Here is a 24,554-nt window from a genome sequence, read left to right as displayed (position 1 = left end):
TCACCGCTCGCCTGCTGCGACCCGTGCAGCACGGCGGCGCCGCCGATTCCCGCGAGGCTGCCGTCGTGCTCGCTCCACAGGTTGCCGCACTCGTCGACCCCGGACTCGGGGTGGAGCACGCCCGCGCCGCCGGCGCCCGCGAACACGGCCGACTCTTCCTCGCTGCTGGACTGGTTGGGCCACCAGCCGGTGGTCAGCGGCAGCGTTTCGCCGGGGCCGGCGGCAGCGACCGCGGTACCGGGCAGTGCGAGGCACAGCGGAGCGAGGATCAGCCCGGACAGCAACGTCCGTTTCATCGACATGACAGTTCGTTTCCTTTCCAAGGGGAAAGCGCCCGAAATGAAAGAAGTGGTGCCGCGAACGAGCGCTGGGACGGCCGGGCGTCGTGCCGGCCGGACTGACGTTACCCCTGGCGCCGCGCGAATTGCGGCCCGCGGAAACCGATCCGCCCGCCCGGGTGCCTGCGCTTCCGCCCGGCCGCGCCGGAAAACCGGAGCCGACCTGGGAACCCTCTTTCCCGGCAAGGTAAAACGCCTTTCACGCCAGGGTGACGGATTTTTCCTTGCGGTTCACCGGATCGGGACGGGCGGCGTACACCCTTCCCAGTGGCAACCCCGCCGCGGGCGGGCGATGCCGTTAGCGGGCAAAGACAATCGAGACCATGTGCTCCCTACGCCGGGCCGGCGCCGCGCTCGCCGCCGTTCTCCTGAGCCTCGCCCACTGCCCGGCCGCCTCAGCGGCCAGCGCGCCTCAGCTTCTGCTGGGACAGGACTTCCCGGACCCCGACGTCGTCAAGACGGGCTCGGGATACTTCGCGTTCTCGACGACCACCGGCTCCGGGAAGATCCCGGTGGCGAGCGCGCCCGCGCCGGAGGGCCCGTGGCGGATCGTCGGCGACGCGCTCGCCTCCGTGCCGAAGTGGGCGAAGCCGGACGGCGGGTTCTGGGCTCCGGACGTCACTGAGACGGCGAACGGAAACTTCGTGCTGTACTTCGCCGCGAACCGCCTCCCGAACGGGCCGATGTGCATAGGCACGGCGACCTCCGCACAGCCCGCGGGCCCGTACCAGCCGGACGGCGACCAGCCGCTCGTCTGCGTTCCCGCCGACGAGGGCGACATCGATCCGCAGACGTTCCTCGACTCCGACGGCGCCCGGTACTTGCTGTACAAGGGGAATGGCGCGGCCTCCGGCCCGCCGGCGGCGATCTGGTCGCAGAAGCTGAGCCCGGACGGGCGGACGCTTTCCGGCCCCCGCACGGAACTGCTGCGCGCCGACCTCGCTTCGGAGAAGAACGTGGTCGAGGCGCCCGCGATGGTGCGGACGCCGTCGCGGTACGTGCTTTTCTACTCCGCCGACACGTTCCAGAGTTCCGGCTACCACACCGGTTACGCCACGGCGCCGACTCTCGCGGGCACGTTCGTGAAGGCAGACGCCCCGTTTCTCTCCACCGAGCGGCTCGGCGGCGCGGTCGACGGACCGGGCGGCGCCGACGTGGTCGACGGGAACATCTACTTCCACGGCTGGCTGAACGGCGGGCGGCAGGCCCGCGGCCTGTACCGGATGCCGATCAGTTTCCCCGGCGACGTCCCGCAGCTCGGTTGACGCTCGCCGCGGGGACGGGGGCTGAGTGATCGCGTGGCGGCCTTGTCCGGGGAGGAAACCCGCGCGCAGCCCCGGATTCCGGGGCCGGTGTCGTGTGATGATCAGTGACCCGAGCCGCCGTCGACAGCTCGGCTGATGCTCACCGCGGGGACGGCGGGGCTGAGTGATCGGGCGGCGACCTTGCGCGGCGGGGGAACCTCCGCGCAGCCCCGGCGCCGGTGTCGTGCGATGGTCAGTGGCTCTGACCTGAGCCGTCGTTGACAGCTCGGTTGACGCTGCCTGCGGGGACGGTGGAGCTGAGTGATCGCGCGGCGACCTCGTCCGGCGAGAAACCCGTCGCACCCCCGGATGCCAGCGCAGCGGCCGCCGCGGGCAGGTGCTCCCGCGGCGGCCGCTGTGCCGCGATGGTCAGTGGCCCTGATCCGACCCGCCGTCGACGATGGTGCCGGAAGCGCAGTTGTACGGCGTCTTGCCCGCGGCCCCGTTCTCGCCCGGGGACAGCACCGGCACGTTGAGGCCCTGCGCGACGTCGCGCACCGGGACCTGCACGCCGAGCACGTTGACGTTGTTGTCGCACACCCCGCCGACGAGGTTCAGGTTGTGCACCGCGTCGAGGTTGTGCACGTTGCCGAGACCGACCTGGCCGCCGCCGTGGCCGTGGCCGTCCGGGCCGCCCGCCCCCGCGGCCCCGGCCGCGGAAGCCGACCCGCCGACGATGGCCATTCCCGCGGCGAGAGCCGTGGCGACGAAACCGAGCTGCTTGATCACTGGTGAGAACTCCTTGCCAACAACATCCCGCCGCGATTCGGCGGGAAGAAACGGGTCCGGCCGCGGCGAATCCCGCGCGGCGGCCGGTGATTGCGGTGACGCTCGTTCGTGCTCGGTGCGGGACCGGTGCGCCCCTGGGCAGTGCTGCACCGGCCCCGCCCCTGCCGGGGTCGCCCCGCGTCGCGACCCGCCTGGGCCGGCCCGGGAATGTCGGGCAGGTCCCGGCCTGAGCGGGCCGCGACGACGCGGAGGCGAACCGCCGGACTCCGCGCCTCGCCCGCCTTCCGTGGGCGGCCGGGCGCGAAGGCTCAGTGGTGCTGGCCGCCGCCGACCGCGGTGCGCACACCCGGCAGCCGAACCGGTGCGCCGACGCTGCCGGGCGAATGGCGAATCGGGACGCGGGCCACGGTCGGGTCGCTGCCGCAGAGCCGGAGCGTGCCGTCGACGGGGTGCGGCACGCCGGTGTCGTCCGGGCCGTTTCCGCGGCGGCGGCCAGGGGTTCCGGCCGCGACGGTGCCCGTCGCGAAACCGGTTTTCTTCAGCATGAGGGGTCGCTCCTGAAGGATTGACGGTCGCGTCGGCGAACGGGGTGATCCGTCAGCCGGGGTGCGTGGTGAAACCTAGCGGCGGGAGGCAAGCGGTTTCCACTTCGTTCCACCATCGTGTCGGGTCGCGATTCCCTGACCGGGATTTACGTAACCCAATGGGGGAGTCCCCCGGCGGTTTTCCTTGCCAGCAAGGCGAACTCGCGACGAGCGGGGCCGAACGGCCGCATTCGCGCCGGGCGCGGTAAGATACCCGGTCGGCTTTATTTCTCGGCTGGAAGAAATCGCGGTGGCTTTCACCGCGCCGGATTCCCGTGTTCAGCAGTCGCGGAACTACCCGGTCTCGTCCGGCGGGTGGCGAGGCACGTGCGCCCCGCGCTCCTCGACCCGGCGCATCACCGGTTCGGCCAGTATCCCGTGCAGCAGCACGGAAAGCGCCACGGCCAGCGCGCCGACCCGCCACAGCTGCTCGGCTCCGGGCAGGTCGGCTTGGTGAAGTCCGTAGGCGAGGTAGTAGAGCGTTCCGATCCCGCGCACGCCGAAGAACGCGATCGCGAGCGCGGCGCGTCCATGGGCGGTGGAGCGGATCAGCGAACCGATTCCGGTCAGCGGCCGGACGACGAAGACCGCGACCACCGCGAACAGGACTTCCAGCGGGGTGATGCCGCGCAGCAGGCCGTCTCCGAGGGCGAGGCCCAGTCCCAGCAGGGTGATGGCGACGAAGAGCCGTTCGAGCTGGCGGCCGAAGGTGTGCAGCACGTCGTGGTAGCCGTGCGAGCGCTCGCTGGTCCGCACGCACACCGCGGCGGTGAACACGGCGAGGAAACCGTTGCCGTGCAGCAGTTCCGCCACCGCGAACGGCAGGAAGGCCAGTGCCAGCAACACCAACCCGTCGGAATATTCCGCCAGCCGGAAGCGCGACGACGGGATGCGGAAGAACGTCCACGCCAGCAGCCAGCCGACGACGAGCCCGGTCAGCACCCCGATCGGCAGCGGCAGCAGCACGTCGGCGCCGATCGACACGTGCGTGCCGGCCAGCAGCAGCGCGACGAGCACGAACGGCATGGCGAGACCGTCGTTGAGGCCTGCTTCCGTGGTGAGGGTGAACCGGATCTCGTTGTCCCGCGCCAGGTCCGGGTCGGAACCGGGCGCCGGGACCCCGACGTCGCCCGCCAGCACGGGGTCGGTCGGGGAGAGCGCGGAGCCCAGCAGCAGCGCGGCGGCGGGGCCGAGGCCGAGCCACCACCAGCCGAGCAGCGCGACCGCCGCGATCGAGAGCGGCATCGCGAGGAACAGCAGCCGCCACGTCGACCTCCACTTGCGCAGCCCGAACGGCCGGTCCACGGACAGGCCGGTGCCCGCGAGCGCGAGCACGATCCCGAGCTGGGTGAAGGATTCCACGACGTCCGAGTGCTCGGCGGGCGCGGCCCAGTCGCCGATGTAGGGCAGCGGCAGCAGACCGAGCACGAGCCCGGCGACCAGCATCACCAGCGGGGTGGAGAACGGGCGGTCGGCGACCAGTTTCGGCAGCACGGCCGCGGCGAGCGCGAGAAGCCCGGCGACGCCGAACAGCAGCGGGAGAGCCGGCACCTCAGGCGGTCGCTGAGGTGTCGAAGCGGAGTCCCTCGTCGCCCGCGTCCACGCGGACCACGGTGCCGGAGGCGACGTCGCCGGACAGCAGCCGGCTCGACAGCGGGTTGTCCACGTACCGCTGGATCGCCCGCCGCAGCGGCCGCGCGCCGAACTGCGGTTCGTAGCCCAGTTCGCTGATCCGCCGCACTGCCTCCGGCGTGAACTCGACGGTGAGGCCCTGAGCGTGGGCACGCCGTTTCGTGCGCTCCAGCAGCAGTTCCGTGATCCGGTCGAGCTGGTCGGCCTCCAAGCGGCGGAAGACGACGATTTCGTCGATCCGGTTCAGGAACTCCGGGCGGAACGATTCGCGCAGCCGCCGCAGGAGCCGTTCGCGCAGCTGGTCGCCGCCGTCGGCGGGCTGGACGAAGCCGAGCGCGCCGTTGGTCGAGCTGCCGACCAGGTCCGAGCCGAGGTTGCTGGTCATGATGAGCACGGTGTTGGCGAAGTTGACCGTGCGGCCGCGGCCGTCGGTGAGGCGGCCGTCGTCGAGGACCTGGAGCAGCACGTTGAACAGGTCCGGGTGTGCCTTCTCGACCTCGTCGAGCAGCACGACGGAGTACGGCCGGCGTCGTACGGCCTCGGTGAGCTGCCCGGCGTCCTCGTACCCGACGTACCCGGGCGGCGAACCGATCAGCCTGCTGATGGTGTGCCGTTCGGAATACTCGCTCATGTCGATGCGGACCATGCTGTCCTGGTCGCCGAACAGCGCCTCGGCCAGCGCCCGCGCGAGTTCTGTCTTGCCGACGCCGGTGGGGCCGAGGAACAGGAAGCTGCCGAACGGCCGGTCGGGCTCCGCGAGCCCGGCGCGGGACCGCCGCACCGCCTCGGCGACCGCGCGCACGGCGTCGTCTTGCCCGATCACGCGGTCGTGCAGGTGCTCTTCCAGGTTCAGCAGGCGTTCCCGCTCGGTCTCGGTGAGCCTCGCCGCGGGCACGCCGGTCAGCCGGGAGACGACCTCGGCGATGTCCGCGTCGGTGACCTCCACCGGGCCGCCGGGCCGCTCGACGTGTTGCTCGAGGCGTTTCCGCAGCTCGGCGGCCTCGTCGCGCAGCGAGGACGCGCGTTCGAAATCTTCCTCGGCGACGGCCTGGTCCTTCTCGCGCTGCAGCTGGTCGAACCGGCCCTGCAGCTCGCGCTCGCCGTCGGGCCTGGTCCGCGCACGCAGCCGCACGCGCGCTCCGGCCTGGTCGATCAGGTCGATCGCCTTGTCCGGAAGGAAGCGCTCGGTCAGGTAGCGGTCGGACAGGTCGACGGCCGCCCGCAGCGCGTCGTCGGTGTAGTGGACTTGGTGGTGGGCCTCGTAGCGGTCGCGGAGGCCGTGCAGGATCGACACGGCGTCCTCGACGGTCGGCTCGGGCACCAGGATCGGCTGGAACCGGCGTTCCAGGGCCGGATCGCGTTCGATGCCGGTGCGGTACTCGTCGAGCGTGGTCGCGCCGACGATGTGCAGCTCGCCGCGCGCGAGCGCCGGCTTCAGCATGTTCCCGGCGCCCTGGCCGCCGCTGCCCTCGCTCGCGCCGGCCCCGACGATCGTGTGCAGCTCGTCGACGAACACGATCAGCTGGTCGCCGTGCTCGCGGATTTCCTTGAGCAGCGCGGACATCCGCTCCTCGAAGTCGCCGCGATAGCGCGTGCCGGCGACCATCGCGGTGAGGTCGAGCCGCACGACGTGGCGGCCGCTGAGGATGTCGGGCACGTCGTCGTCGGCGAGCCGCTGCGCGAGGCCCTCCACGATCGCGGTCTTGCCGACGCCCGCTTCGCCGATCAGCACCGGGTTGTTCTTGGTGCGGCGGGAAAGCACCTCGACGGTCTGCTCGATCTCGTCGTCGCGGCCGATCACCGGGTCGACCCGGCCCTCGCGGGCGCGGGCGGTGAGGTCTTCGCCGTACTGGGCGAGCGTCGGCGTCTCCTGCAGCGGTGACGGCGGTGTCGCTGGACTGTCCGCGGAGTAGTCCTGCCGGAGGCGGTCGGTGGTCACGCCCTCTTCGCGCAGGATGCGGCCCGCTTCGGACTCCTCGTTGGCGGCGAGCGCGGCGAGCAGGTGCTCCGGGCCGATGAACGGCGAGCCGAGGCCGCGGGCGAGCTGGTGGGCGTCGATCAGCGTCCGCTTCGCGCCCGGCGCCAGAGCGGTCGCCGCGGTTTCGCCGGTCGCGGCGTGGTCGCGTTCGATGCGCTCGGCGACCTTGGCCGGGTCGACCCCGGCGCGGGTCAGGGCTTGCGCGGTGGCCGGCAGCTGGGTCGCGGCCCACAGCAGGTGCTGGGTGTCGACGTGCCGCGCGCCCCACTCGCCCGCGCGGTCCGCCGCCTCCGCGACGAGCCCGCGGGCCTGGTCGTTGAGCAGGCGCGAGACGTCGACCGAGTACCCGCGGCGGCCGGGCGCGGCCTGGCCGAAGAACTGCGACAGGAACTGGTCGAACGGGCTGTTTCCCTGCCCGGGCGGGAAAAATCCGGTCATCGGAACGCTCACATCTCGGAATCGGGGTCGGGAGTCCGCTTACCCGCCGGCCGCGACGGCAAAACGGGCTGCCCGGCCGGACGGATCGCGTCCGGCCGGTGCGCCGCGGTCTTGCCGGTCTTCTCGCTGCGGACCGGGCACCGCGGGTCGTCCGGCGACGTCATGCCGCCGGGGTTCCCGCTCCCGGGGCGGTTACGCGCCTGGTCACCCGCCCGAGGCCGGCCCCACGTTTCGCGGTTCCGGAGGCGGGGCATCCGGGCGGTCGGAGGTGGTGGGATGTCCTCGAAGGACCGGCTGGCCGAGTACCGGGCCAAACGCGACCCGGGCCGGACGCCTGAACCGCGCGGGGGCCGGGGGAACGCCGAACCGGTGTTCGTCGTCCAGCGGCACGACGCGAGCAGCCTGCATTTCGACTTCCGCCTGGAGATCGGCGGGGTTCTCGTCTCGTGGTCGGTGCCGAAAGGACCGTCGCTGAACCCCTCGGACCGGCGGCTGGCCATCCGCACCGAGGACCACCCGCTCGACTACGCCCGCTTCGAGGGCACTATCCCGGCCGGCGAGTACGGCGGCGGCACCGTGATCGTGTGGGACACCGGCACCTTCGACGTGCTCACCGAAGACTCCGCCGAACAAGCCCTCGCCGACGGGCACCTCAAGGTCGGCCTGCACGGCGAGAAGCTCCGCGGCAGCTTCTCGCTGATCCGCCGCGACTCGTCCGGCCAGGAGCAGTGGCTGCTGATCAAAAAGGACGACGAGGGCGCCGACCGCCGCCGCAAGCCCGCCAAGACGCAGCTCGAATCCGTGCTCACCGGCCGCACCAACCGGGACCTCGAATGACCGGTCCCGGCTGGCGCGAGCCGACCCTCGCCACGCTCACCGACCGCCGCTTCTCCGACGAGGACTGGATCTACGAGCGCAAGCTCGACGGGGTGCGCGCCATCTGCGTGCGCGACGGCGGCACCCCCACGCTGTACTCCCGCAACCGCAAGGTGATGGACAACGCGTACCCGGAGATCGTGGAAGCCCTTGCCGCGCAAGGCGGCCCGCGGTTTGTCGCCGACGGCGAGATCGTCGCGTTCGACGGTGACCAGACCAGTTTCGCCGCACTCCAGCCGCGCATCCACCTCACCGATCCGGCGCGCGCCCGCGCGACCGGCGTGCGCGTGTATTACTACCTGTTCGACCTTCTGTACTACGACGAGCGCGACACCACGTCGCTCCCGCTGCGCCAGCGCAAGGCGATCCTGCGCGACGCCTTCGCCTTCGACGGTCCGCTTCGCCTGTCGGCGCACCGAAACACCGAGGGGGAGAAGTACTTCGAGGAGGCGTGCCGCCGCGGCTGGGAGGGCGTGATCGCGAAACGCGCCGACGCGCCGTATCACCACGGCCGCTCGCCGGACTGGCTGAAGTTCAAGTGCCAGCAGGGACAGGAGATGGTGATCGGCGGGTTCACCGCGCCGCGGGGCAGCCGGGTCGGCTTCGGCGCGCTGCTGCTGGGCTACCACGAGAAGGGGCGGCTGCGGTATGCGGGCAAGGTCGGCACCGGCTTCGACCACCGGCTTCTGACCTCGTTGCATGCCGAGCTGACCCGGCGCGAAACCGACCGCTCGCCGTTCGCCGACCAGGTGCGCGAACCGGGGGCGCGTTGGGTGCGGCCCGACCTGGTCGCCCAGATCGGCTTCTCCGAGTGGACCCGCGACGGCCGGTTGCGCCATCCGCGGTTCAGCGGCCTGCGCGAGGACAAGAAACCGTCCGACGTGATCCGGGAGCGCCCGTGAAAATTTCCCACGCCGACAAGGTGTTCTACCCTGACGACGGCCTCACCAAGGGCGACGTCGTCGAGCACTACCGTACGGTCGCGTCCGCGATGCTGCCCCACCTGCGCGGCCGCCCGCTCACGCTGCGGCGCTACCCGGACGGCATCGAGGCCCAAGGCTGGTTCCAGAAGCACCCGAGCGAGCACTTCCCGTCGTGGCTGCGCACCGAACGCGTGCCCCGTCGCGGCGGCGGAACCGACGAGTACGTCGTGTGCGACGACGAGGATTCCCTGCTGTACCTGGCCGACCAGGGCACGGTGGAGTTCCACGTCTGGCTGTCCACTGTGGACGCACCGGAGAAGCCGGACCTGCTCGTGCTCGACCTGGACCCGCCGGACGGCACCGACGTCGCCGACCTGCGCACCGCGGCCCGCCGCATCCGCGACCACTACGCCGACGCCGGCCTCGCCGCGTACCTGCAGGCCACCGGCGGCCGCGGCTTCCACGTCGTGGCACCCCTCGATGCGACAGCCACGACGGACGTCGTCCTGGAACTCTCGCGAGCCCTAGCGGACCGCATCGCGAACGCGGACCCGGATCGCCTCACTACCGCGCAACGCAAGGACCAGCGCGGCGACCGCGTCTTCGTCGACGCGAACCGCAACGGCTACGCCCAGACGTTCGTGGCCCCGTACTCCCTGCGCGCCCGCCCCGGCGCGGCCTCCGCGACCCCGCTGGACTGGACGGAACTCGGCAAGGCCGACCCGAACGGCTGGGGCCCGGACAAGCTGCACCGGCGGCTGGCGCGCAAGGACGACCCGTGGCGGGGGATGGGGAAGGACGCCGGGTCGGCGGAGAAGGCGTTGGAAAAGCTCGGCTGAGCCCGCGCCGGAGGGGTGCGCACAACGGAAGTCCTCCGGCGCGGTGCCGCGTCAGACCCCGGCGACCTGCTGAATCCAGTCTCGACCGGCGGCCACGCTGCCATAGGTCGTGTTGCTGGAGCGGTCGCTCGTCGAGCACACGCCGACCTGGACGCCGCCGTCGACCATCGGGCCGCCCGAGTCGCCGCCGGCCACGGCTCCGTTCGGGGTGCTCGCCGTGATCGCGGGACCGCCGGAGTTGTCGCTGTCCTGAGTGTTCGAGATTGTGACAACGGCCTTCTTCAGCACGCTCGACTGGTGGTGGCCCTCGTCGCTGCTCTGCGTCGCGCCCCAGCCGTACACGGTGGCGCTGTCGCCCTCCTGCGCGTCGTCGGAGCTGCTGGCGAGGCGGGCGAAGGTGCTGCCGCCGTCGGTGTTCAGCTTGATCAGCGCCAAGTCGCCGCCGGAGTAGACGTAGGTGGAAGAGGCCTTCGCGTGCACGCCGCCGCTGGCGCTGTTGGAACCGATGTACAGGTCGATGTCGGTGAGCCGCTGCCCGTTGTTGTCGTACATGCAGTGCTTCGCGGTGAGGACCCAGCGGCTGCCGATCAGGGTGCTGGTGCAGAAGAAGGTGTAGCCGTTGGCGTGGCCGTTGAAGCGCGTGATGTAGCCGGGGTTCTGCGCGGTGCTGCCGCCGATGATCGACGGCTGGGCGTCCGGCGTGGCGGGGCTCGCGGACGCGGGGGTCACGGCGAACGCGCCGAGCACCGCGCAGGAACCGGTCAACACGGCGAGGGCCCGGGAGAGTGCGCGCATGTCGCTCCTTGGGGAAGACGTTTCCGATGGGGGACGCTTTCGAACGTAAGCAGCGCGGCCCTGCTCCGGAATCCGCCGAAACGCCCGTGCCGGACAAGCGGCGGCGACGCGACTTTCGGCGGGTTGCCAACCGGTGAAGCAGTGCCGAGAATCCGTCTCAGTCCGTTTTTTCCAGGAGGGGCGAAATGCGGTTGTTCGCCTCGGCTCCGGCCCGGGAGCAGCTGGCCGAGGCACTGGCCGAAGGGCCGTTCGAGCGCGCCCTCTCGCTGGCGATCGAGCGCAGCGGCCTGGGCCTGGCGCGGTTGCGCGAACGGCTCGCGGGGTCCGGCGTGCCGGTCAGCACGACCACGCTCAGCTCGTGGCGCACCGGCCGCAGCCGTCCGGAGCGGCCGGAATCCTTGCGGGCACTCGCTTTGCTGGAGCCGGTGCTGGACGTGCCGCCGGGTGCGTTGCGCGCGCTGCTGGACCGGCCGCGCACCGGCGCCCCGGCCCCACGGGCGGCGCGGTGGGACCGGTTGTGGGAGAACCGCAGCCTGCTCCCGATGGTGCTGAACTCGTTCGAGGACTCTTCGCCGGAATCGGTCAGCGTGCACGAGACGCTGCGCGTCGACGCCGGGGGACGGATGCGCGGCCTTCACGTGCGAGAAGTGCTGCGAGCGCTGGACGAACCGGCGTTCGTGCGGATCGTGGCGCTGCGCGGGTTCACGCCGGGTCAGTCGCCGGAGCTGGTGTCGGCGCGGTATTGCCGGCCGGGGATCGTGCGGACGACGCCGGAGCAGGCGTTCTCGGTGACGGAGCTGGTCTTGGACCATCCGCTGGCGCCGGGCGAGACGGCGATCGTGGAGTACCGGTTCGCGTTCCGGGACGAGGAACCGGACTCGCGGTACGACCGGCGTTTCCGGCTTCCGGTGGCGGAACACTTGCTGGAAGTGCACTTCGACCCGGCGGCGCTGCCCGTGGAATGCGTGTCGTACCGGCAGGATTCGCCCGCGGGGCCGGAGCTGGAGACCGCGGCGGTGCGGGTGCGGTCCGGCGTGCCCGCCCACGCGATCCGGACCGGGCAGGGGCCGGGAATTCACGGAATGCGCTGGCGATGGTGATTCGGTCACCGTTCGCGATCCACTGAGGACACCGAAGCCGGGTCCTTCGTGGACGGTGCGTCGCGCCTTGGCGGAGCGCTTCGCTTGCGGACGGCTACGGAGAGTCCGATTCTCCGCTGAGTGGCGGGGCGGCGCTGCGCTGTTCGGCCCAATTTCCGATTTTCCTGACGAGTAGCCAGTTTTGGCCGGGGTCACCCGGGTAGCCGACACCACATGTTTCATCGGCTTGGCGACAGCGGACGCGACGACGGCTGGAGGCGGCATGGCTGAGGACCGCCGGTCGCCCGCGAGCCTCATGCGCGACGCGCGTGCGGTATTCGAGGAGCTGACCGAAAAGGACATCGAGTCCGTGTCGGCGTTCACCAAGGACGGGGACGGATGGAAGCTGCTGGTGGAAGTGCTTGAGCTGGAACGGGTTCCGGACACCACCAGCCTGATGGCGACGTACTGCGTCCGGGTCGGCGCGGAGGGCGACTTCCTCGGCTACGAGCAGGTGCGGCGCTACGCGCGCGGCCAGACCGACGCGTGAGGAAGGGAAAGGGGATTTCATGACCATGGCGACCGGACGGTCGGGCTCGGGCAGTCAGCTGCAGCGCGGGCCGGGGACCGGAAACCTCTACGACATTCTCGAACTGATCCTGGACAAGGGCCTGGTGATCGACGCTTTCGTGCGGGTTTCGCTGGTGGGCATCGAATTGCTCACCGTGGACGCGCGGATCGTGGTGGCCAGTGTGGACACTTATCTGCGGTTCGCCGAGGCCTGCAACCGGCTGGACCTCACCCGTGCTTCGAGCGCCACGACGCTGCCCGATCTGCTGGGCGAGGTGACCGAGAAAGGTGCCAAAGGAAAGTCCAAAGGCGCGCTGACCGGTGCGGTCGAGACGTTCGCCGAACAGTTCCAGAAGTCCAGCGACAAGGACGGAGAAGAGGCTGAGGAGCGGCCCCGCAGCCGCAGCCGGCGCAGCAGCACGAGGTCGAGCGAATGAGCACTTATCTGTACGGCATCACGTTCGCCGACCATCCCGCCGAGGTGGGCGGTCTGCGCGGCGTCGGACCGTCGTCGGCCCCCGCGCGGGTGCTGCCTGCCGGGGACGAACTCAGCGCGGTAGTCGGAGACGTCGAAGGCGAGCTGCGGGCGAAGCGGCGGGATTTGCTTGCGCACCAAGAGATCTTGCAGGCGTTGTGCGACAGCGGGCCGACGTTGCCGATGCGCTTCGGTGTCGTCGCCGACGACGATACGGCGGTGGCGCACGAGATCGCCGCCAAAGCCGAGGTGTACACGGCTGTCCTGCAACGCGTTCGCGGACACGTGGAGATGAACGTCAAAGTCTCGCACCGGGAAGAGGTCGTCCTCGGCCAGATTCTCGCCGGGGACGAGGAAATCCGGCATCTGGCCGCGAGCCTGCGGGAGGACGCCGGTCGTGGCGAAGCGGACCAGGTCCGGTTCGGCGAGCTGGTCGCGGGCCGGTTGGAGGTGCGCGAGGCCGAGGACGCCGACGCGATTCTCGGCTACCTGCTTCCGCTGGCGACCGAACATTCTCCCGGTCCACGGGTCGACGGGTGCTTTTTCAACTGCTCGTTCCTGGTGCCCAAGGAGAAAGTGCCCGAATTCCAGGACGCGGTGCAGCGGTTGACGGCCCTCGTCGAAGAGGTCGCGGAGGTCCGCGCGCAGGGACCGTTGCCGCCCTACAGTTTCACTGAGGAGCAGTAGTGGGACTGCTCGGCGAGCTTCTCCTGCTTCCGCTGGCGCCGGCGCGGGGCGTTTTCTGGGTGACCGAACAGGTCGTCGAAGCCGCCGAGCAGGAGTACGTCGCGCAGTTGCAGCGAGAACTGGTCGCCCTGGAAAGGGAACTGCTGGCCGGCGGGATCAGCGAGGAGGAGTTCGACCGCAGGGAAGACGAAATACTCGATCTGCTCGAAGAATTCGACCGGGGGGTTGCCGGATGAACGGAGCGAACAGATGACACCGGGAATGAAGGTCGCGGCCGCCGTGGTCGGCGGATACGTGCTCGGAAGACGGAAGAAAGCCAAACTGGCCATCACCATGGGCGCGTGGCTCGTCGGGAAGAAACTGAATCTGGACCCGAAGAAGCTGCTCTCGGACGTCACGCACGAACTGGCTTCGTCGCCCGAACTGGCCGGGGTGCGGGACCAGGTGCGGGACGAGGTTTTGGGAGCGGGCAAGACCCTGGCCGCGGACATCCTGACTCATCAGGCGGGCCGGCTGGCCGGTTCGCTGCAGGACCACACCGACAACCTGCGGGACAAGGCCGCCGGTCTTCCCGTCGGGGGCAGCAGCAAGGACGAAGACGCGGAAGACTCGCACGATCGGGAGCCGGACGACGGCGACGAGAGCGAGGACGACGCTGCCGAAGAAAGCAGTACCCGGCCGCGCACTCGCAGCCGTACGACGAAATCGCGCAGCGCGTCCCAGGGGGATCGCAAGCCCGCGCGCAAGACGTCCGGCGGTTCTTCGGGTTCGGCGTCGCGGAAACGGGCGTCCTCCGGCGGCCGTACGCAGAAACGTTCCTCCGGCACTACGGGGGCGAACCGTGGCTGAATCCCGTTCTGGCGACGACGAAATCGGACCCTTGGCGAAGCTTCGGGAACTGGCCTCGCGCAATCCGGCGACAGAGCAACTGCTGCACGCCGGCGAGGAGTACGCGCAGGCCAAGGTCGAACACGTGATGTCCTCGGCGGGCACCAAACTGGGAGAGGCCTCCCGGCGATTGGCCGACGCCGGCGGCGGCGGCTCGCTGAAAGGATTGTTCAGCACGGGCGAGAAAATCGCCGAAGGGAAATCCCCGGTCAAAGCGGTCGTGGAGGCCGGCGGCAAAGCCTTGAAGAACTCCGTGTCGGGTCTGTTCGGCAAACGGGGCGGAGGTTCCGGCGGCAAGAAGGTCATCAACATCATCGAGGACATCGACGTCGGCGTGCCGATCCGCGAGGCGTACGACCAGTGGACCGAATTCCAGAAGTTCAGCAGTTTCACCAAGGGCGTCACCAGCGCCGAGCAGACCGACGACACCACTTCGCAGTGGCGGTTCAAGATCTTCTGGTCGAACCGGTCGATGAAGGCCACGGTCACCGAACAGATCCCCGACGAACGCATCGCGTGGACCACCGACGGAGCCAAGGGCACGATCAAAGGCGTGGTGACCTTCCACGAACTCGCCCCGAGCCTGACGAAGGTCCTGCTGGTCATCGAGTACTACCCGTCCGGGCTGTTCGAAAAGACCGGCAACATCTGGCGGGCCCAAGGCCGCCGGGCGCGGCTGGACCTCAAGCACTTCCGCCGGTTCATCACCATGGCCGGGCAGGCGTCGGGCGACGGCTGGCGCGGCGAGATCCGCGACGGCGAGGTCGTGCGCAGCCCCGAGCAGGTGCGCGAGGACGAGGACGACTCGCACGAAGACGACTCGCACGAGGACGAACCGCGCGACGAGGAGGACACCGGCGGCGAGCCCGAGGACGAAGAGGAATTCACCGAAGAGGAACCCGAAGACGTCGACGAGGAAGCAGAGGAAGACGTCGACGAAGACGACGCCGAGCCCGAGGAAGAGCGGCCTCGCCGCCGTCGGGCAGTTTCGGCGCGGTGACGAGGAGGCAGCAGATGAGCGAGTCCGGCCTGTCCGCGGCGATGCCGCGCGGCGTGTCCCGCCCGGCGGGCTCCGGCGGCGGCGCGAACCTTGCCGACATCCTGGAACGGGTGCTGGACAAGGGGATCGTGATCGCCGGGGACATCCAGGTCAACCTGCTCGACATCGAGCTGCTGACCATCAAGGTCCGGTTGCTGGTCGCGTCGGTCGACCGGGCCAAGGAGATGGGCATCGACTGGTGGGAGCACGATCCGTCCCTGTCGTCGGGCTCGCGGCGGAAGGATCTGGTGGAGGAGAACGAACGACTGCGCGCGCAACTCGAACTCGCGCGGGGAGAGCGAGCGGAACAGTGAGCTGGTATTGCTACGCAGTCGCCGAATTCGCGGAGGAGAACCCGGTGGCAGGCATGACCGGGCTCCGTGACCGTCCCGTCTCCGCCATCTCCGGGACCGGACTGACCGCGCTGGTCAGTCCGGTCCCGGAGGAGGAGTTCGACGAGAGCGCGTTGCAGGCCAATCTGGAACACCTTCCGTGGCTTGAGGAAATCGCTCGCGCGCACAACGCCGTCGTGGACGAGGCGAGCCGTCGCACGGGCGTGCTGCCGCTGCGAATGGCGACGATCTACCGGGACGAGCATCGGGTGCGCGAAATGCTCGCTGAGCATTCCGCGCAATTCTCGGCGGCGTTAAATCGGGTCCGGGACCATGCCGAATGGGGCGTCAAAGTATTCGCCTCGATCCGCGATTCCGGCGCACCGGAGACGCCCGCGGAACCGCCCGCCGACGGACGCTCCTACCTGCGGCAACGACTCCGGCAACGCCAAGCACGGGACGCGCGGACGGACGAGGCAGCCAGTGTCGCCGAACGGATCGAACGGGAACTCACGCAGCTCTCCGCGGACATCCACCGGCATCGCAACCAAGATCCCGCCTTGACCGGCCGGACTGACCGCAACGTCCTCAACCTGGCCTGCCTGGTCCCCAACACCGGCCGCGAGCAGTTCCTGGCGCAGATCGCGCGACTGCGGCAATCGGAGGCGGCCGGAATCGAGGTCGAGGTCACCGGCCCGTGGGCCCCGTATTCCTTCGCGGGGATCTCGTGACCGCCGCGGTGGAGGAAACCGACCGGCTCGCGCTGGTCGACCTGCTGGACCGGCTGCTCGCCGGCGGTGTGGTGCTGACCGGCGACCTGGTGCTGTCGGTCGCCGAGGTCGACCTGGTGCGCATTTCGCTGCGCGCGCTGATCACCTCGGTCCGCGAAGACCGTCCGGCGCCCTGGTGAAAGGAGCGACGATGCAGGAGGTCGAACAAGCCCTCGGAGCAGCCCTCCGCGACGCGGCCAGCGCGCTGCCCACTCGCCTCGAGACCGACGCCGATTCGGTGGAACGCGACCTGATGAAGCTGGTCCTGACGATCGTCGAGCTGCTCCGGCAGCTGATGGAACGCCAGGCCTTGCGCCGCGTCGAGGAGGGCGGCCTGACCGAGCAACAGGAGGAGCGGCTCGGCCTGACCCTGATGCTGCTCGAACAGCGGCTGACCGAGCTGCGCGACCGGTACGGACTCTCCGCAGCGGACTTGAACCTCGACCTCGGCCCGTTGGGAACCCTTCTCTGACCAGGGAAAGCGCCGCCGGAGGTTTGACGCCGGGACAAGCGGGTATGGCGGCGGTATGCGACCGGGCGAGACGGAAACCATGCCGGACACCGCCAGTGCGGTCCGGACGATCGCGCTGCGCGTCGACGGGACCGCGCATCGGCTGACCGTCGATCCGCGCCGCACCCTGCTCGACCTGCTGCGGGAGCAACTCGGCGACTACAGCGCCAAGAAGGGCTGCGACCACGGCCAGTGCGGGGCGTGCACGGTTCTGCTCGACGGTCGCAGAGTGCTGTCTTGCCTGACGCTCGCGTTGTCCTGCGACGGCACCGAGGTGACGACCGCCGCCGGCTTGGCCGAGGACGGTGAGCTGCACTCGCTGCAACAGTCGTTTGTGGACCATGACGCGTTCCAATGCGGCTACTGCACGCCGGGTCAGATCTGTTCGGCAGCCGGGCTGCTCAGCGAGTTCGGCGACGGCGCGCCCAGCCATGTCACCAAGCCGGTCACCGCCGCTCCGCAGTGGACCGACGAGGAAATCGCCGAGCGAATGAGCGGGAACCTCTGCCGTTGCGGTGCCTACGCCGGAATTGTCGCGGCGGTTCGCGAGGCGGGAGAACAGCGATGAAGCCGTTCGCATACGGCAAACCGGCGACGACGGCCGAGGCAGTGTCGGCGGTGGCGGCCGAGCCGTCCGCGATGTTCCTCGCCGGCGGCACCAACCTTGTCGACCACTTGAAGCTCGGGGTGGCGCGGCCGGATCGCCTTGTCGACGTGACCGGCTTGATGTCGACCGAAATCCGCGACGAAGACGGCGGGCTGGTGATCGGCGCGGGCGTCCGCAACAGCGACCTCGCGGCCGACCAGCGGGTCCGGGACCGGTATCCGGTGCTGGCCGAAGCGTTGCTGTCCGGGGCGTCGCCGCAGCTGCGGAACATGGCCACCGTCGGCGGAAACCCGTTGCAGCGCACGCGATGCGTTTACTTCCAGGACGTCACGACCCCGTGCAACAAGCGGTCGCCCGGTTCTGGTTGTTCAGCCCTAGGCGGCTACACGCGCCATCACGCGATCCTCGGCGCGTCCGACCAGTGCGTCGCGACGCATCCGTCGGACATGGCGGTCGCAATGGCGATGCTCGACGCGCGCGTCCACGTGATCGGCCCGTCGGGGGAGCGAACGCTGCCTTTCGTGGACCTGCACCGGCTTCCGGGCGAGCATCCGGAGCGCGACACTGTGCTAGAGCACGGCGAACTGATCACGGACATCACGCTGCCCGCCACCGCCTGGTCGCGCCGGTCGGCCTACCGCAAGGTGCGCGACCGAGCCTCCTATGCCTTCGCGCTGGTATCTGTCGCGGTTGGACTGTCCATTGCGGACGGAGTGATCGAGGAAGTCCGGATCGCCTTCGGCGGCGTGGCGCACAAACCTTGGCGAGCCGAGCGGGCCGAGCAGGTCCTCCGCGGCGCCCGGCCCAGCGACGACGTCTTCCACGCGGCAGCCGACGCCGAACTCGCGGAGGCCACGGCGCTGGACGGCCTCGACGGAGGGAACGCGTTCAAGATCCCGCTCGCCGCGCGCACCCTGACCGCGGTGCTGCGCGACCTGACCGCCGAGGAGCGCGACCGATGACCGGACTGCTGGAACCCCGAGCGATCGGACGCGGGTTCACTCGCCGCGACGGCCCGGCGAAGGTCACCGGAACCGCGCCCTACGCCTACGAACACCCCGTCGAAGCACCGCTGTACTGCCATCCGGTTCAGGCGGCCATCGCTCGCGGTCGCTGCCTGCGGATAAGCGCCGTCGAAGCCGAAGCTCTCGACGGCGTCCGAGGCTTGATCACTCCCTTCACCGCCGAGCGGCTCGCCGACACCGACGACGCGGAACTCGCGGTGCTGCAGGACTGCGAAATACCGTTCCGCGGCCGGGTGATCGGGCTCGTCCTGGCGGAGTCCTCCGAGACCGCGCGGCACGCGGCGGAACTCGTCGACGTGCACTACGAAACTGATCCCTTCCACGCCCGGCTCACCGCCGACGATCCGGATTTGTACAAGCCGGACAAGGTCAACCCCAGCTTCGCGACCGACACGAGCGAGGGCGACATCGAGGCCGAGTCCGCCGTGGCAGTGGACCAGACCTACACGACGTCGATGTACCACAACAACCCGCTCGAACCGCACACGACGACGGCCTTGTGGGACGGGGAAGTTCTGACCCTGTGGGATTCCACCCAGGGCGTGCATCCGGTCCGGTCCACGGTGGCGAAGCTGTTCGGCCTGCCCGCCGAACGGGTCCGGGTGATCTGCCCGTACATCGGCGGGGGCTTCGGCTCGAAGGGCATGCCGCACGCCAACGTCGTGCTCGCCGCACTGGCCGCCCGGACGGTGCCGGGCCGTCCGGTGAAGCTCGCGCTGACCCGGCAGCAGATGTTCAGCCTGGCCGGATACCGCACGCCGACGATCCAGCGTGTCCGCCTCGGCGCCGGCCGCGACGGGCGGCTGGAGTCGATCGGGATGGACGTCGTCGAGCAGACCTCGCGGATCAAGGAGTTCGCCGAGCAGAGCGCGGCGCCTGCCCGGATGATGTACGCCGCCCGGAACCGGGCCACCAGCCACCGGCTCTCCCGTCTCGACGTGCCCGTGCCGTCGTGGATGCGCGCGCCGGGGGAGTGCCCGGGCATGTTCGGCCCGGAAGTGGCGATGGACGAACTCGCCGCGGAACTCGGCCTCGATCCGGTCGAACTCCGCGTCCGCAACGAACCGGAGCGGGACCCCGAAACCGGTCTCCCGTTCTCCAGCCGCAACCTGGTCGAGTGCCTGCGCACCGGAGCCGAACGCTTCGGCTGGAACGAACGCGACCCGCGGCCGGGCGTCCGCCGCGACGGGCCGTGGCTGGTCGGCAGCGGCGTCGCGGCCTCGGTGTACCCGGCGAAGCGGATGCCCGGCTCGCGCGCGACGATCCGGTTCGAAAAGGGCCGCTACGCCGTCGAAATCGGCGCGGCCGACCTGGGAACGGGCGCGTGGACGATCCTGCCGCAGATCGCGGCGGACGCATTGGACGTGCCCGCCGACTCCGTCGACGTCCGGATCGGCGACACCGACTTCCCGAACGCCACGGTGGCCGGCGGCTCCACCGGGACCGCTTCCTGGGGCTCAGCCGTGGTCGCGGCCGCGCGGGCGTTCCGGGAAAAGTACGGCTCCGACCCCGGCGACGGCGACGAAGCCCAGGCCGACACCCCGGAAAACCCGGCCGCGGAGCACTACTCCATGTACGCGTTCGGCGCGCAGTTCGCCGAGGTGCGGGTCGACGCCGATACGGGCGAGGTCAGGGTGTCGCGGCTGCACGGCACGTTCGACGTCGGGCAGATCGTCAACCCGGTCACCGCGCGCTCGCAGCTGCTCGGCGGCATGACCATGGGCCTGTCGATGGCGTTGCACGAGAACAGCGTCCTCGACCCGCGGTTCGGGCACGTCGTCAACCACGACCTCGCCGAGTACCACATCGCGACCAACGCCGACGTCGAAGACCTGCGCGCGGACTGGCTCGACGAGACCGATCCGCACCTCAATCCCATGGGCAGCAAGGGAATCGGCGAGATCGGCATCGTCGGCACCGCGGCGGCGATCGCCAACGCGGTCCATCACGCCACCGGGGTCCGGGTGCGGGAGCTGCCGATCACGCTCGACAAGCTGCTGCCTGGGCTGCCTGGCGGGACGCGGTAGTACCAAACTCGAGCGCGGTCCTCGTCACAAGACGAAGGCGTGGTCACCGCTGTCCGGCAGATGCCGGTTGAACCACCCGGCGGCCGCCTCGGCGACCTGCTCCAACGCTCCGGGCTCCTCGAACAGGTGCCCGGCTCCCGGCACCACCACCAGTTCGCGATCGCCGGGCAACCGGCCCGCGGCGGCCTTGTTCAGCCTGCGCACGGTGTCGTCCTGCCCGCCGACGATCAACAGCACCGGGCAGCGCACTTCCGGCAGGACGTCGTCGGCCAGGTCCGCCCGGCCGCCCCGGGAAACCACCGCCCGCACGACGTCCGGCCGGGCCGCTGCCGCGCTCAGCGCCGCGGCGGCTCCCGTGCTGGCCCCGAAAAGCCCGACCGGCAGTCCGGAGGTCTCGGGATGGCGGCGGAGTTCGTCCAGCGCACGCAGCAGCCGGTCCCGCAGCAGCCCGATGTCGAACCGCTGCTCGTCGTGGTCCTCGTCGGCGCTCAACAGGTCGAACAGCAGCGTCGCGAAGCGGTGGTCCTGCAAGGTCCGCGCGACCGCCTGGTTGCGCGGGCTGCGTCGCGAACTGCCCGAACCGTGCGCGAAGACCACGACTCCGACGGCATCGGCCGGAACCGTCAAATCTCCCTCGGCCGACGACGTCCCGGTACCGACCTCGAACGGCTCCGTCATGACTTCCTCCTGCCTCTATTCGGACCCGGTTATCCCGGCAGGGCGGCGACCAAACAGGCGGGGCATTCGCGTCCCGAAGTTCCTCCGCCGGCCAAGCAAGATCAGGCGCCGCCGTCGACCAAGGCGAGCACCGTGCGGCTGTCGCGCTGGAAGGCTTCGTCACCGGCGATGTCGAGGTCGTTGCCCAAGCCGTCATCGGACTCGGCGACCCGTTCGACGAGATAACGGCGCGGCGACGCGAGCGCCTCCCGCAGCAGCGGCGCGGCGGGGGCCGCGGCCGGTCCGAGTGCGACAAGGTCGCGCGCGACGTGGGGCCAGCGGTGCCGGCCGCACGTCCACACCGACTGCAGGACCGCGACCGCGGGCTCGGGATCGCCGGTGATCCGCCACAACGCGATGGCGGCGTTCTGGTGCAGCCACCCGCGTTCGTCGTCCCGGTCGAGCAGGGCACGCAGCGCCGGTATCGCGTCGACGGCGGCCGGGCCCAGGTCTCGCACCCCGCTGGCGGCAGCGCTGGCCGTGAAATCGTTGTCCTCGCTCAACGCCCGCAGGAACACCGGCAGAGCGCTCGTGGTGTCCCCGTCCATCGGCCAGAGCGCCGCCGCGGCCGTGACAGCGGTCCGGCTGTCCGGGTCCTCCCGTAGTGGTCGCAGCAGCGGAACGGCTTCGGCACCGGCACCGATCTTGATCAGGATCGACGCGGCCAGTGCCGGATCCGACCCCAGCGCGGCCAGGACCTCCGGTGCCGCTTCGGCCGCGTCCGGCCCGATCGCAGCCAAGGCTCCGTACAAGGTTTCTCGCGCTCGGTCGGGCCTCGGCTCGGCGCTCGTGGCAAGAGTTCGCAAGCGGTGCCGGATCAGCGGCGCCAGTTCCGCCGCCTTCGGCCCCAGTCCGGCGACATGCGAATCGAGGTAGGCCGGCAACGGTTCCTGTTCGAACAACCACCGCAGCACCGGTACGGCCCGGCTGTCGCCGATGCGGCACAGCGCACGGATCGCCTCGCTGACCCGGGCTCCGCCGTACGGATTCGACGTTGTCCACGCCAGGGATCTTTCCGGGGGATATTCGCCGGTGCGGGGCGACGATTCGACGCAAGCCGCCAGCGCGTCCGCCGCCGGAGCGGCGAGTTCGCCGATGATCGCCAACGTGCTGGCGGCCTGTATGCGCAGCCGCGGCGGCGAATCGGCCAGCTGGTCGCCGATGAGGGAGACCAGTTCGCTGTGGTCGCCTCGCCAGCCGAACAACAGCCGATGGGCGGGCACCATAGCGTCGTAGCGCTGCGCCCAGTCCCGGGCGCGCAGTTGCGCCGCCAGGAACGCCCGGCGCTCGGCGACTCGGTCCCCGAAAGCCCAGCTGACCTTGACGAGGAGGTCCTCGAGGTGCGGCGCCGGCGAGCCGTACCCGGCGCTCCGCATGCGCTGGTGGAGCATGCCGCCGCAACGTGTCGGTGCTGACCGGGTCCGGCGGTGGCGGTGGCGGCTGCTCGGCGTAAGCGGCCTCCACCGACGCGGTGAGCGCGGCAACGACACCCGACGGCACCTGCGCGGGCCCGCTGCGGACGCTTTCGGTCAGCGCGGCGACCCGAACCTGACCGGACTGCGAGCCGACGGCCAGCGCCTCCAGCGCGGTACTGATCTCCTCGGCCGCCACCCCCGGCGCTTCGCCCGCACGCGCGCGCTTGCCCAGTGCGCCCGCCGCTTCGACGAGCGCTACCTGAACCTCGGCATCGGGTTCGATCGCCAACCGGGCCAGTACCGCGGAAGCCACCCGTGCCAGATCGTCGCGGCAGCCGGGCAGAGTCGCGGCGACCGCCCGGCGCACCTCCCGATCGGCGTCCGCGAGCAAGTCCAGCAGGACCGGACCTGCCGCCGCGAGCGTCCGGGCTGCCTCCGTGGCAGGGCCGGGGCGCGTTTCGCTCAGCCCCACACCGCCGATGCTGGCCACCAGCTGGAGAACTTCGGCGCGGCCGGGCAGTCCTGGCGTGGCCGCCGCTTCCAGCAGGTACGGCATCGCCGCCACCGTGGAGTCGTACACGTCCAACTGGTGATGGACCGCGCCCTCCATGCCGTCCAGAGCCCGCTCCCGCACCGCCTGGTCGGGCGAGACCAAGCCCCGGAGCAGGTCCGGGACCTCGGTCGCCGGTCCGTACGCGTGCCTCATCCGCGCCCAGTCGACCTCGTCGAGACCCGCGAACACTTGTCCACCCCCATGTCGAACCGGGAACTCTGCCCGGCCGACCCTAAGATCGACATCGGCGGACGCGATGTTACGAGCGGACAACCGTTGCGAATTCCCCAAAGTCCCGAGGGGAGACCGCGGAATCAGCATCTCCCTTGCGGCTTGAGGCCAGTCTCCATCGACGAGGGAATCGCCAGCTCGGATCCCGTGCTTGCGGGGGTGTGCCGGACCAGCCATGATCGGCCAAGCTGGGCGGGTGACGACGTATCGGCAGGTGTTCGCCAGGGCGGAGTTCCGGGCGCTGTTCGCGAGCATGGTGGTGTCGGTCGCGGGCGATCAGTTCGCCCGGGTCGCGTTGTCGCTCCTGGTCTTCGACCGAACCCGCTCCGCCGGCTGGACCGCGGGCGTCTACGCCCTGACCTACGTGCCGTCGATTTTCGCCGGCCCGTTGCTGTCCGGTCTGGCCGACCGCTGGCCGCGCCGCCGGGTCATGGTGACCGCTGATCTTGTGCGCGCGGCGCTGGTGACGGTCATGGCGATCCCCGCACTGCCGTTGCCTGTGGTGGCCGCGCTGCTGGTAGTGGTCCAAGCGGCCGGGGCGCCAGGCAACGCCGCGCGGGCGGCGACTGCTGCGGCAGTCCTGCCGGGCGAGGAATTCGTGCTGGGCAAAGGCGTTCTGGACACGGTGGTCCAGTTGGCGCAGGTCGTCGGTTTCGCCACGGGCGGCACGCTGGTCGCGTTCCTGGGTCCCGGTCAGGCGCTGATCGCCGACGGCGCGACGTTCGTGGTGTCGGCCGCGGCGGTGCGGTTCGGAATCCGCGCGCGACCGGCTCCCGACGTGCCGGATTCGCCTGCCGCACAAGGGACTCGGCTGGGGCGCTGGTGGACCGACCTGCGGGCCGGGACGGCGCTCGTCGCGCGGACGCCGCGGCTGCGTTCCCTGGTGGGTTTGGCTTGCGTGGCTGGATTTTACGTCACCGTCGAGGGCCTGGCGGCGCCGTATGCGGCGTCGATCGGCGAATCCGCGCAGGCGGTGGGAGTGCTGCTGGCGGCGAGCCCGGCCGGGACCGTGCTCGGAATGCTGATCGTGGCCCGCCTGCCGTCGCCGGTCCGGATGCGGTTGCTCGGCCCGCTCGCGATGGCCGCCAGCGTCCCGCTGGTGGTGTGCGCGCTCCAGCCGGGACTCGCGGTGACGGCTGTGCTGTGGGGCCTGTCGGGAATGGCGAGCGCCTACCACCTGCCGGCGTCGGCG

General features: G+C 70.5%; 27 protein-coding genes and 1 pseudogene. 19 read left to right on the top strand and 9 right to left on the bottom strand.

Features of this window, described 5'->3' with window-relative positions; all coding sequences use genetic code 11:
* Positions 1–302: pseudogene (locus D0D37_RS38980) on the bottom strand (hypothetical protein); the annotation flags it as partial.
* Between the two features lie 359 nt (positions 303–661).
* On the opposite strand from D0D37_RS38980, the gene D0D37_RS38975 reads away from it, so the two are divergent.
* The gene (locus tag D0D37_RS38975; RefSeq protein ID WP_116205595.1) at positions 662–1,603 is read left to right on the top strand and encodes a glycoside hydrolase family 43 protein; all 942 of its coding nucleotides are present in this window, start codon (positions 662–664) and stop codon (positions 1,601–1,603) included.
* Positions 1,604–2,011: 408 nt separating this feature from the next.
* Here D0D37_RS38975 and D0D37_RS38970 read toward each other — a convergent pair whose 3' ends face one another.
* From D0D37_RS38970 to D0D37_RS46985, 5 genes are all read right to left on the bottom strand, one after another.
* Positions 2,012–2,371, bottom strand: coding sequence for a hypothetical protein (locus D0D37_RS38970; protein WP_116205594.1), 360 nt, complete (start codon positions 2,369–2,371; stop codon positions 2,012–2,014).
* Positions 2,372–2,679: 308 nt separating this feature from the next.
* Positions 2,680–2,916, bottom strand: a complete 237-nt coding sequence (locus tag D0D37_RS38965; RefSeq protein WP_116205593.1) for a hypothetical protein — start codon at positions 2,914–2,916, stop codon at positions 2,680–2,682.
* A gap of 333 nt (positions 2,917–3,249) precedes the next feature.
* Positions 3,250–4,506: a cation:proton antiporter domain-containing protein gene (locus tag D0D37_RS38960; protein WP_116205592.1), complete on the bottom strand. Its 1,257-nt coding sequence runs from the start codon at positions 4,504–4,506 to the stop codon at positions 3,250–3,252.
* 1 nt (position 4,507) lies between these two features.
* A complete protein-coding gene (locus D0D37_RS38955; RefSeq protein ID WP_116205591.1) occupies positions 4,508–7,003 on the bottom strand; it encodes an ATP-dependent Clp protease ATP-binding subunit in 2,496 nt (831 codons plus the stop codon).
* Positions 7,004–7,011: 8 nt separating this feature from the next.
* Positions 7,012–7,167, bottom strand: a complete 156-nt coding sequence (locus tag D0D37_RS46985; RefSeq protein ID WP_162834700.1) for a hypervirulence associated TUDOR domain-containing protein — start codon at positions 7,165–7,167, stop codon at positions 7,012–7,014.
* 112 nt (positions 7,168–7,279) lie between these two features.
* On the opposite strand from D0D37_RS46985, the gene D0D37_RS38945 reads away from it, so the two are divergent.
* The 3 genes from D0D37_RS38945 to ligD (D0D37_RS38935) are packed head-to-tail and all read left to right on the top strand — an operon-like array spanning position 7,280 to position 9,641.
* A complete protein-coding gene (locus D0D37_RS38945) occupies positions 7,280–7,840 on the top strand; it encodes a DNA polymerase ligase N-terminal domain-containing protein (protein WP_116205589.1) in 561 nt (186 codons plus the stop codon).
* Positions 7,837–8,781, top strand: coding sequence for a non-homologous end-joining DNA ligase (gene ligD, locus D0D37_RS38940; RefSeq protein WP_116205588.1), 945 nt, complete (start codon positions 7,837–7,839; stop codon positions 8,779–8,781). Before D0D37_RS38945 ends, ligD (D0D37_RS38940) begins: the two co-directional genes overlap by 4 nt.
* On the top strand, positions 8,778–9,641 hold the full coding sequence (ligD, locus tag D0D37_RS38935; protein ID WP_116205587.1) for a non-homologous end-joining DNA ligase: 864 nt from the start codon (positions 8,778–8,780) through the stop codon (positions 9,639–9,641). The genes ligD (D0D37_RS38940) and ligD (D0D37_RS38935) overlap by 4 nt, the downstream gene beginning before the upstream one ends.
* Before the next feature lie 51 nt (positions 9,642–9,692).
* On the opposite strand, the gene D0D37_RS38930 is transcribed toward ligD (D0D37_RS38935), so the two are convergent.
* Entirely contained in the window at positions 9,693–10,436 is a 744-nt protein-coding gene (locus D0D37_RS38930) for a S1 family peptidase (RefSeq protein WP_116205586.1), read from the bottom strand.
* Between the two features lie 185 nt (positions 10,437–10,621).
* Between D0D37_RS38930 and D0D37_RS38925 the strand changes: the two genes are divergently transcribed.
* The 14 genes from D0D37_RS38925 (at position 10,622) to D0D37_RS38860 (ending at position 20,446) form a co-directional block, all read left to right on the top strand.
* Positions 10,622–11,536 carry a hypothetical protein gene (locus D0D37_RS38925; protein ID WP_244223829.1) on the top strand — a complete coding sequence of 305 codons (915 nt, stop codon included), beginning with the start codon at positions 10,622–10,624 and terminating at the stop codon, positions 11,534–11,536.
* A gap of 262 nt (positions 11,537–11,798) precedes the next feature.
* Positions 11,799–12,065: a gas vesicle protein GvpO gene (locus D0D37_RS38920; RefSeq protein ID WP_116205585.1), complete on the top strand. Its 267-nt coding sequence runs from the start codon at positions 11,799–11,801 to the stop codon at positions 12,063–12,065.
* 19 nt (positions 12,066–12,084) lie between these two features.
* Positions 12,085–12,522 (top strand): gas vesicle structural protein GvpA, encoded by a 438-nt coding sequence (locus D0D37_RS38915; RefSeq protein WP_208720395.1) that lies wholly within the window; start codon positions 12,085–12,087, stop codon positions 12,520–12,522.
* The gene (locus D0D37_RS38910) at positions 12,519–13,247 is read left to right on the top strand and encodes a GvpL/GvpF family gas vesicle protein (protein WP_116205584.1); all 729 of its coding nucleotides are present in this window, start codon (positions 12,519–12,521) and stop codon (positions 13,245–13,247) included. Before D0D37_RS38915 ends, D0D37_RS38910 begins: the two co-directional genes overlap by 4 nt.
* Positions 13,247–13,483, top strand: a complete 237-nt coding sequence (locus tag D0D37_RS38905; RefSeq protein ID WP_116205583.1) for a gas vesicle protein GvpG — start codon at positions 13,247–13,249, stop codon at positions 13,481–13,483. Before D0D37_RS38910 ends, D0D37_RS38905 begins: the two co-directional genes overlap by 1 nt.
* A gap of 13 nt (positions 13,484–13,496) precedes the next feature.
* A complete protein-coding gene (locus D0D37_RS38900) occupies positions 13,497–14,096 on the top strand; it encodes a hypothetical protein (RefSeq protein ID WP_162834699.1) in 600 nt (199 codons plus the stop codon).
* Positions 14,089–15,135, top strand: coding sequence for an SRPBCC family protein (locus D0D37_RS38895; RefSeq protein ID WP_116205581.1), 1,047 nt, complete (start codon positions 14,089–14,091; stop codon positions 15,133–15,135). The genes D0D37_RS38900 and D0D37_RS38895 overlap by 8 nt, the downstream gene beginning before the upstream one ends.
* Positions 15,136–15,149: 14 nt before the next feature.
* The gene (locus D0D37_RS38890; RefSeq protein WP_425267010.1) at positions 15,150–15,488 is read left to right on the top strand and encodes a gas vesicle protein; all 339 of its coding nucleotides are present in this window, start codon (positions 15,150–15,152) and stop codon (positions 15,486–15,488) included.
* The gene (locus tag D0D37_RS38885) at positions 15,485–16,237 is read left to right on the top strand and encodes a GvpL/GvpF family gas vesicle protein (RefSeq protein ID WP_162834698.1); all 753 of its coding nucleotides are present in this window, start codon (positions 15,485–15,487) and stop codon (positions 16,235–16,237) included. Before D0D37_RS38890 ends, D0D37_RS38885 begins: the two co-directional genes overlap by 4 nt.
* Positions 16,204–16,416 carry a gas vesicle protein gene (locus D0D37_RS38880; RefSeq protein ID WP_244223828.1) on the top strand — a complete coding sequence of 71 codons (213 nt, stop codon included), beginning with the start codon at positions 16,204–16,206 and terminating at the stop codon, positions 16,414–16,416. Before D0D37_RS38885 ends, D0D37_RS38880 begins: the two co-directional genes overlap by 34 nt.
* A gap of 113 nt (positions 16,417–16,529) precedes the next feature.
* Positions 16,530–16,748 (top strand): gas vesicle protein K, encoded by a 219-nt coding sequence (locus D0D37_RS38875; RefSeq protein WP_425267011.1) that lies wholly within the window; start codon positions 16,530–16,532, stop codon positions 16,746–16,748.
* A 55-nt stretch (positions 16,749–16,803) separates the two neighbouring features.
* Positions 16,804–17,355 carry a (2Fe-2S)-binding protein gene (locus D0D37_RS38870; protein ID WP_116205578.1) on the top strand — a complete coding sequence of 184 codons (552 nt, stop codon included), beginning with the start codon at positions 16,804–16,806 and terminating at the stop codon, positions 17,353–17,355.
* Complete coding sequence (locus D0D37_RS38865) at positions 17,352–18,356, top strand: FAD binding domain-containing protein (RefSeq protein WP_116205577.1); 1,005 nt, start codon at positions 17,352–17,354, stop codon at positions 18,354–18,356. Before D0D37_RS38870 ends, D0D37_RS38865 begins: the two co-directional genes overlap by 4 nt.
* Complete coding sequence (locus D0D37_RS38860; RefSeq protein WP_116205576.1) at positions 18,353–20,446, top strand: xanthine dehydrogenase family protein molybdopterin-binding subunit; 2,094 nt, start codon at positions 18,353–18,355, stop codon at positions 20,444–20,446. Before D0D37_RS38865 ends, D0D37_RS38860 begins: the two co-directional genes overlap by 4 nt.
* 24 nt (positions 20,447–20,470) lie before the next feature.
* On the opposite strand, the gene D0D37_RS38855 is transcribed toward D0D37_RS38860, so the two are convergent.
* Positions 20,471–21,124 carry a dienelactone hydrolase family protein gene (locus D0D37_RS38855; RefSeq protein ID WP_116205575.1) on the bottom strand — a complete coding sequence of 218 codons (654 nt, stop codon included), beginning with the start codon at positions 21,122–21,124 and terminating at the stop codon, positions 20,471–20,473.
* Between the two features lie 101 nt (positions 21,125–21,225).
* Positions 21,226–22,554: a HEAT repeat domain-containing protein gene (locus tag D0D37_RS38850; RefSeq protein ID WP_116205574.1), complete on the bottom strand. Its 1,329-nt coding sequence runs from the start codon at positions 22,552–22,554 to the stop codon at positions 21,226–21,228.
* A gap of 1,004 nt (positions 22,555–23,558) precedes the next feature.
* Here D0D37_RS38850 and D0D37_RS38845 point away from each other — a divergent pair.
* Positions 23,559–24,554 (top strand): MFS transporter (locus D0D37_RS38845; RefSeq protein WP_208720391.1); only part of this gene is annotated, 996 nt, incomplete at its 3' end.

This window comes from Amycolatopsis circi (assembly GCF_003385235.1).
GTDB lineage: Bacteria > Actinomycetota > Actinomycetes > Mycobacteriales > Pseudonocardiaceae > Amycolatopsis > Amycolatopsis circi.
This window is presented reverse-complemented; position numbering and strand designations above follow the sequence as displayed.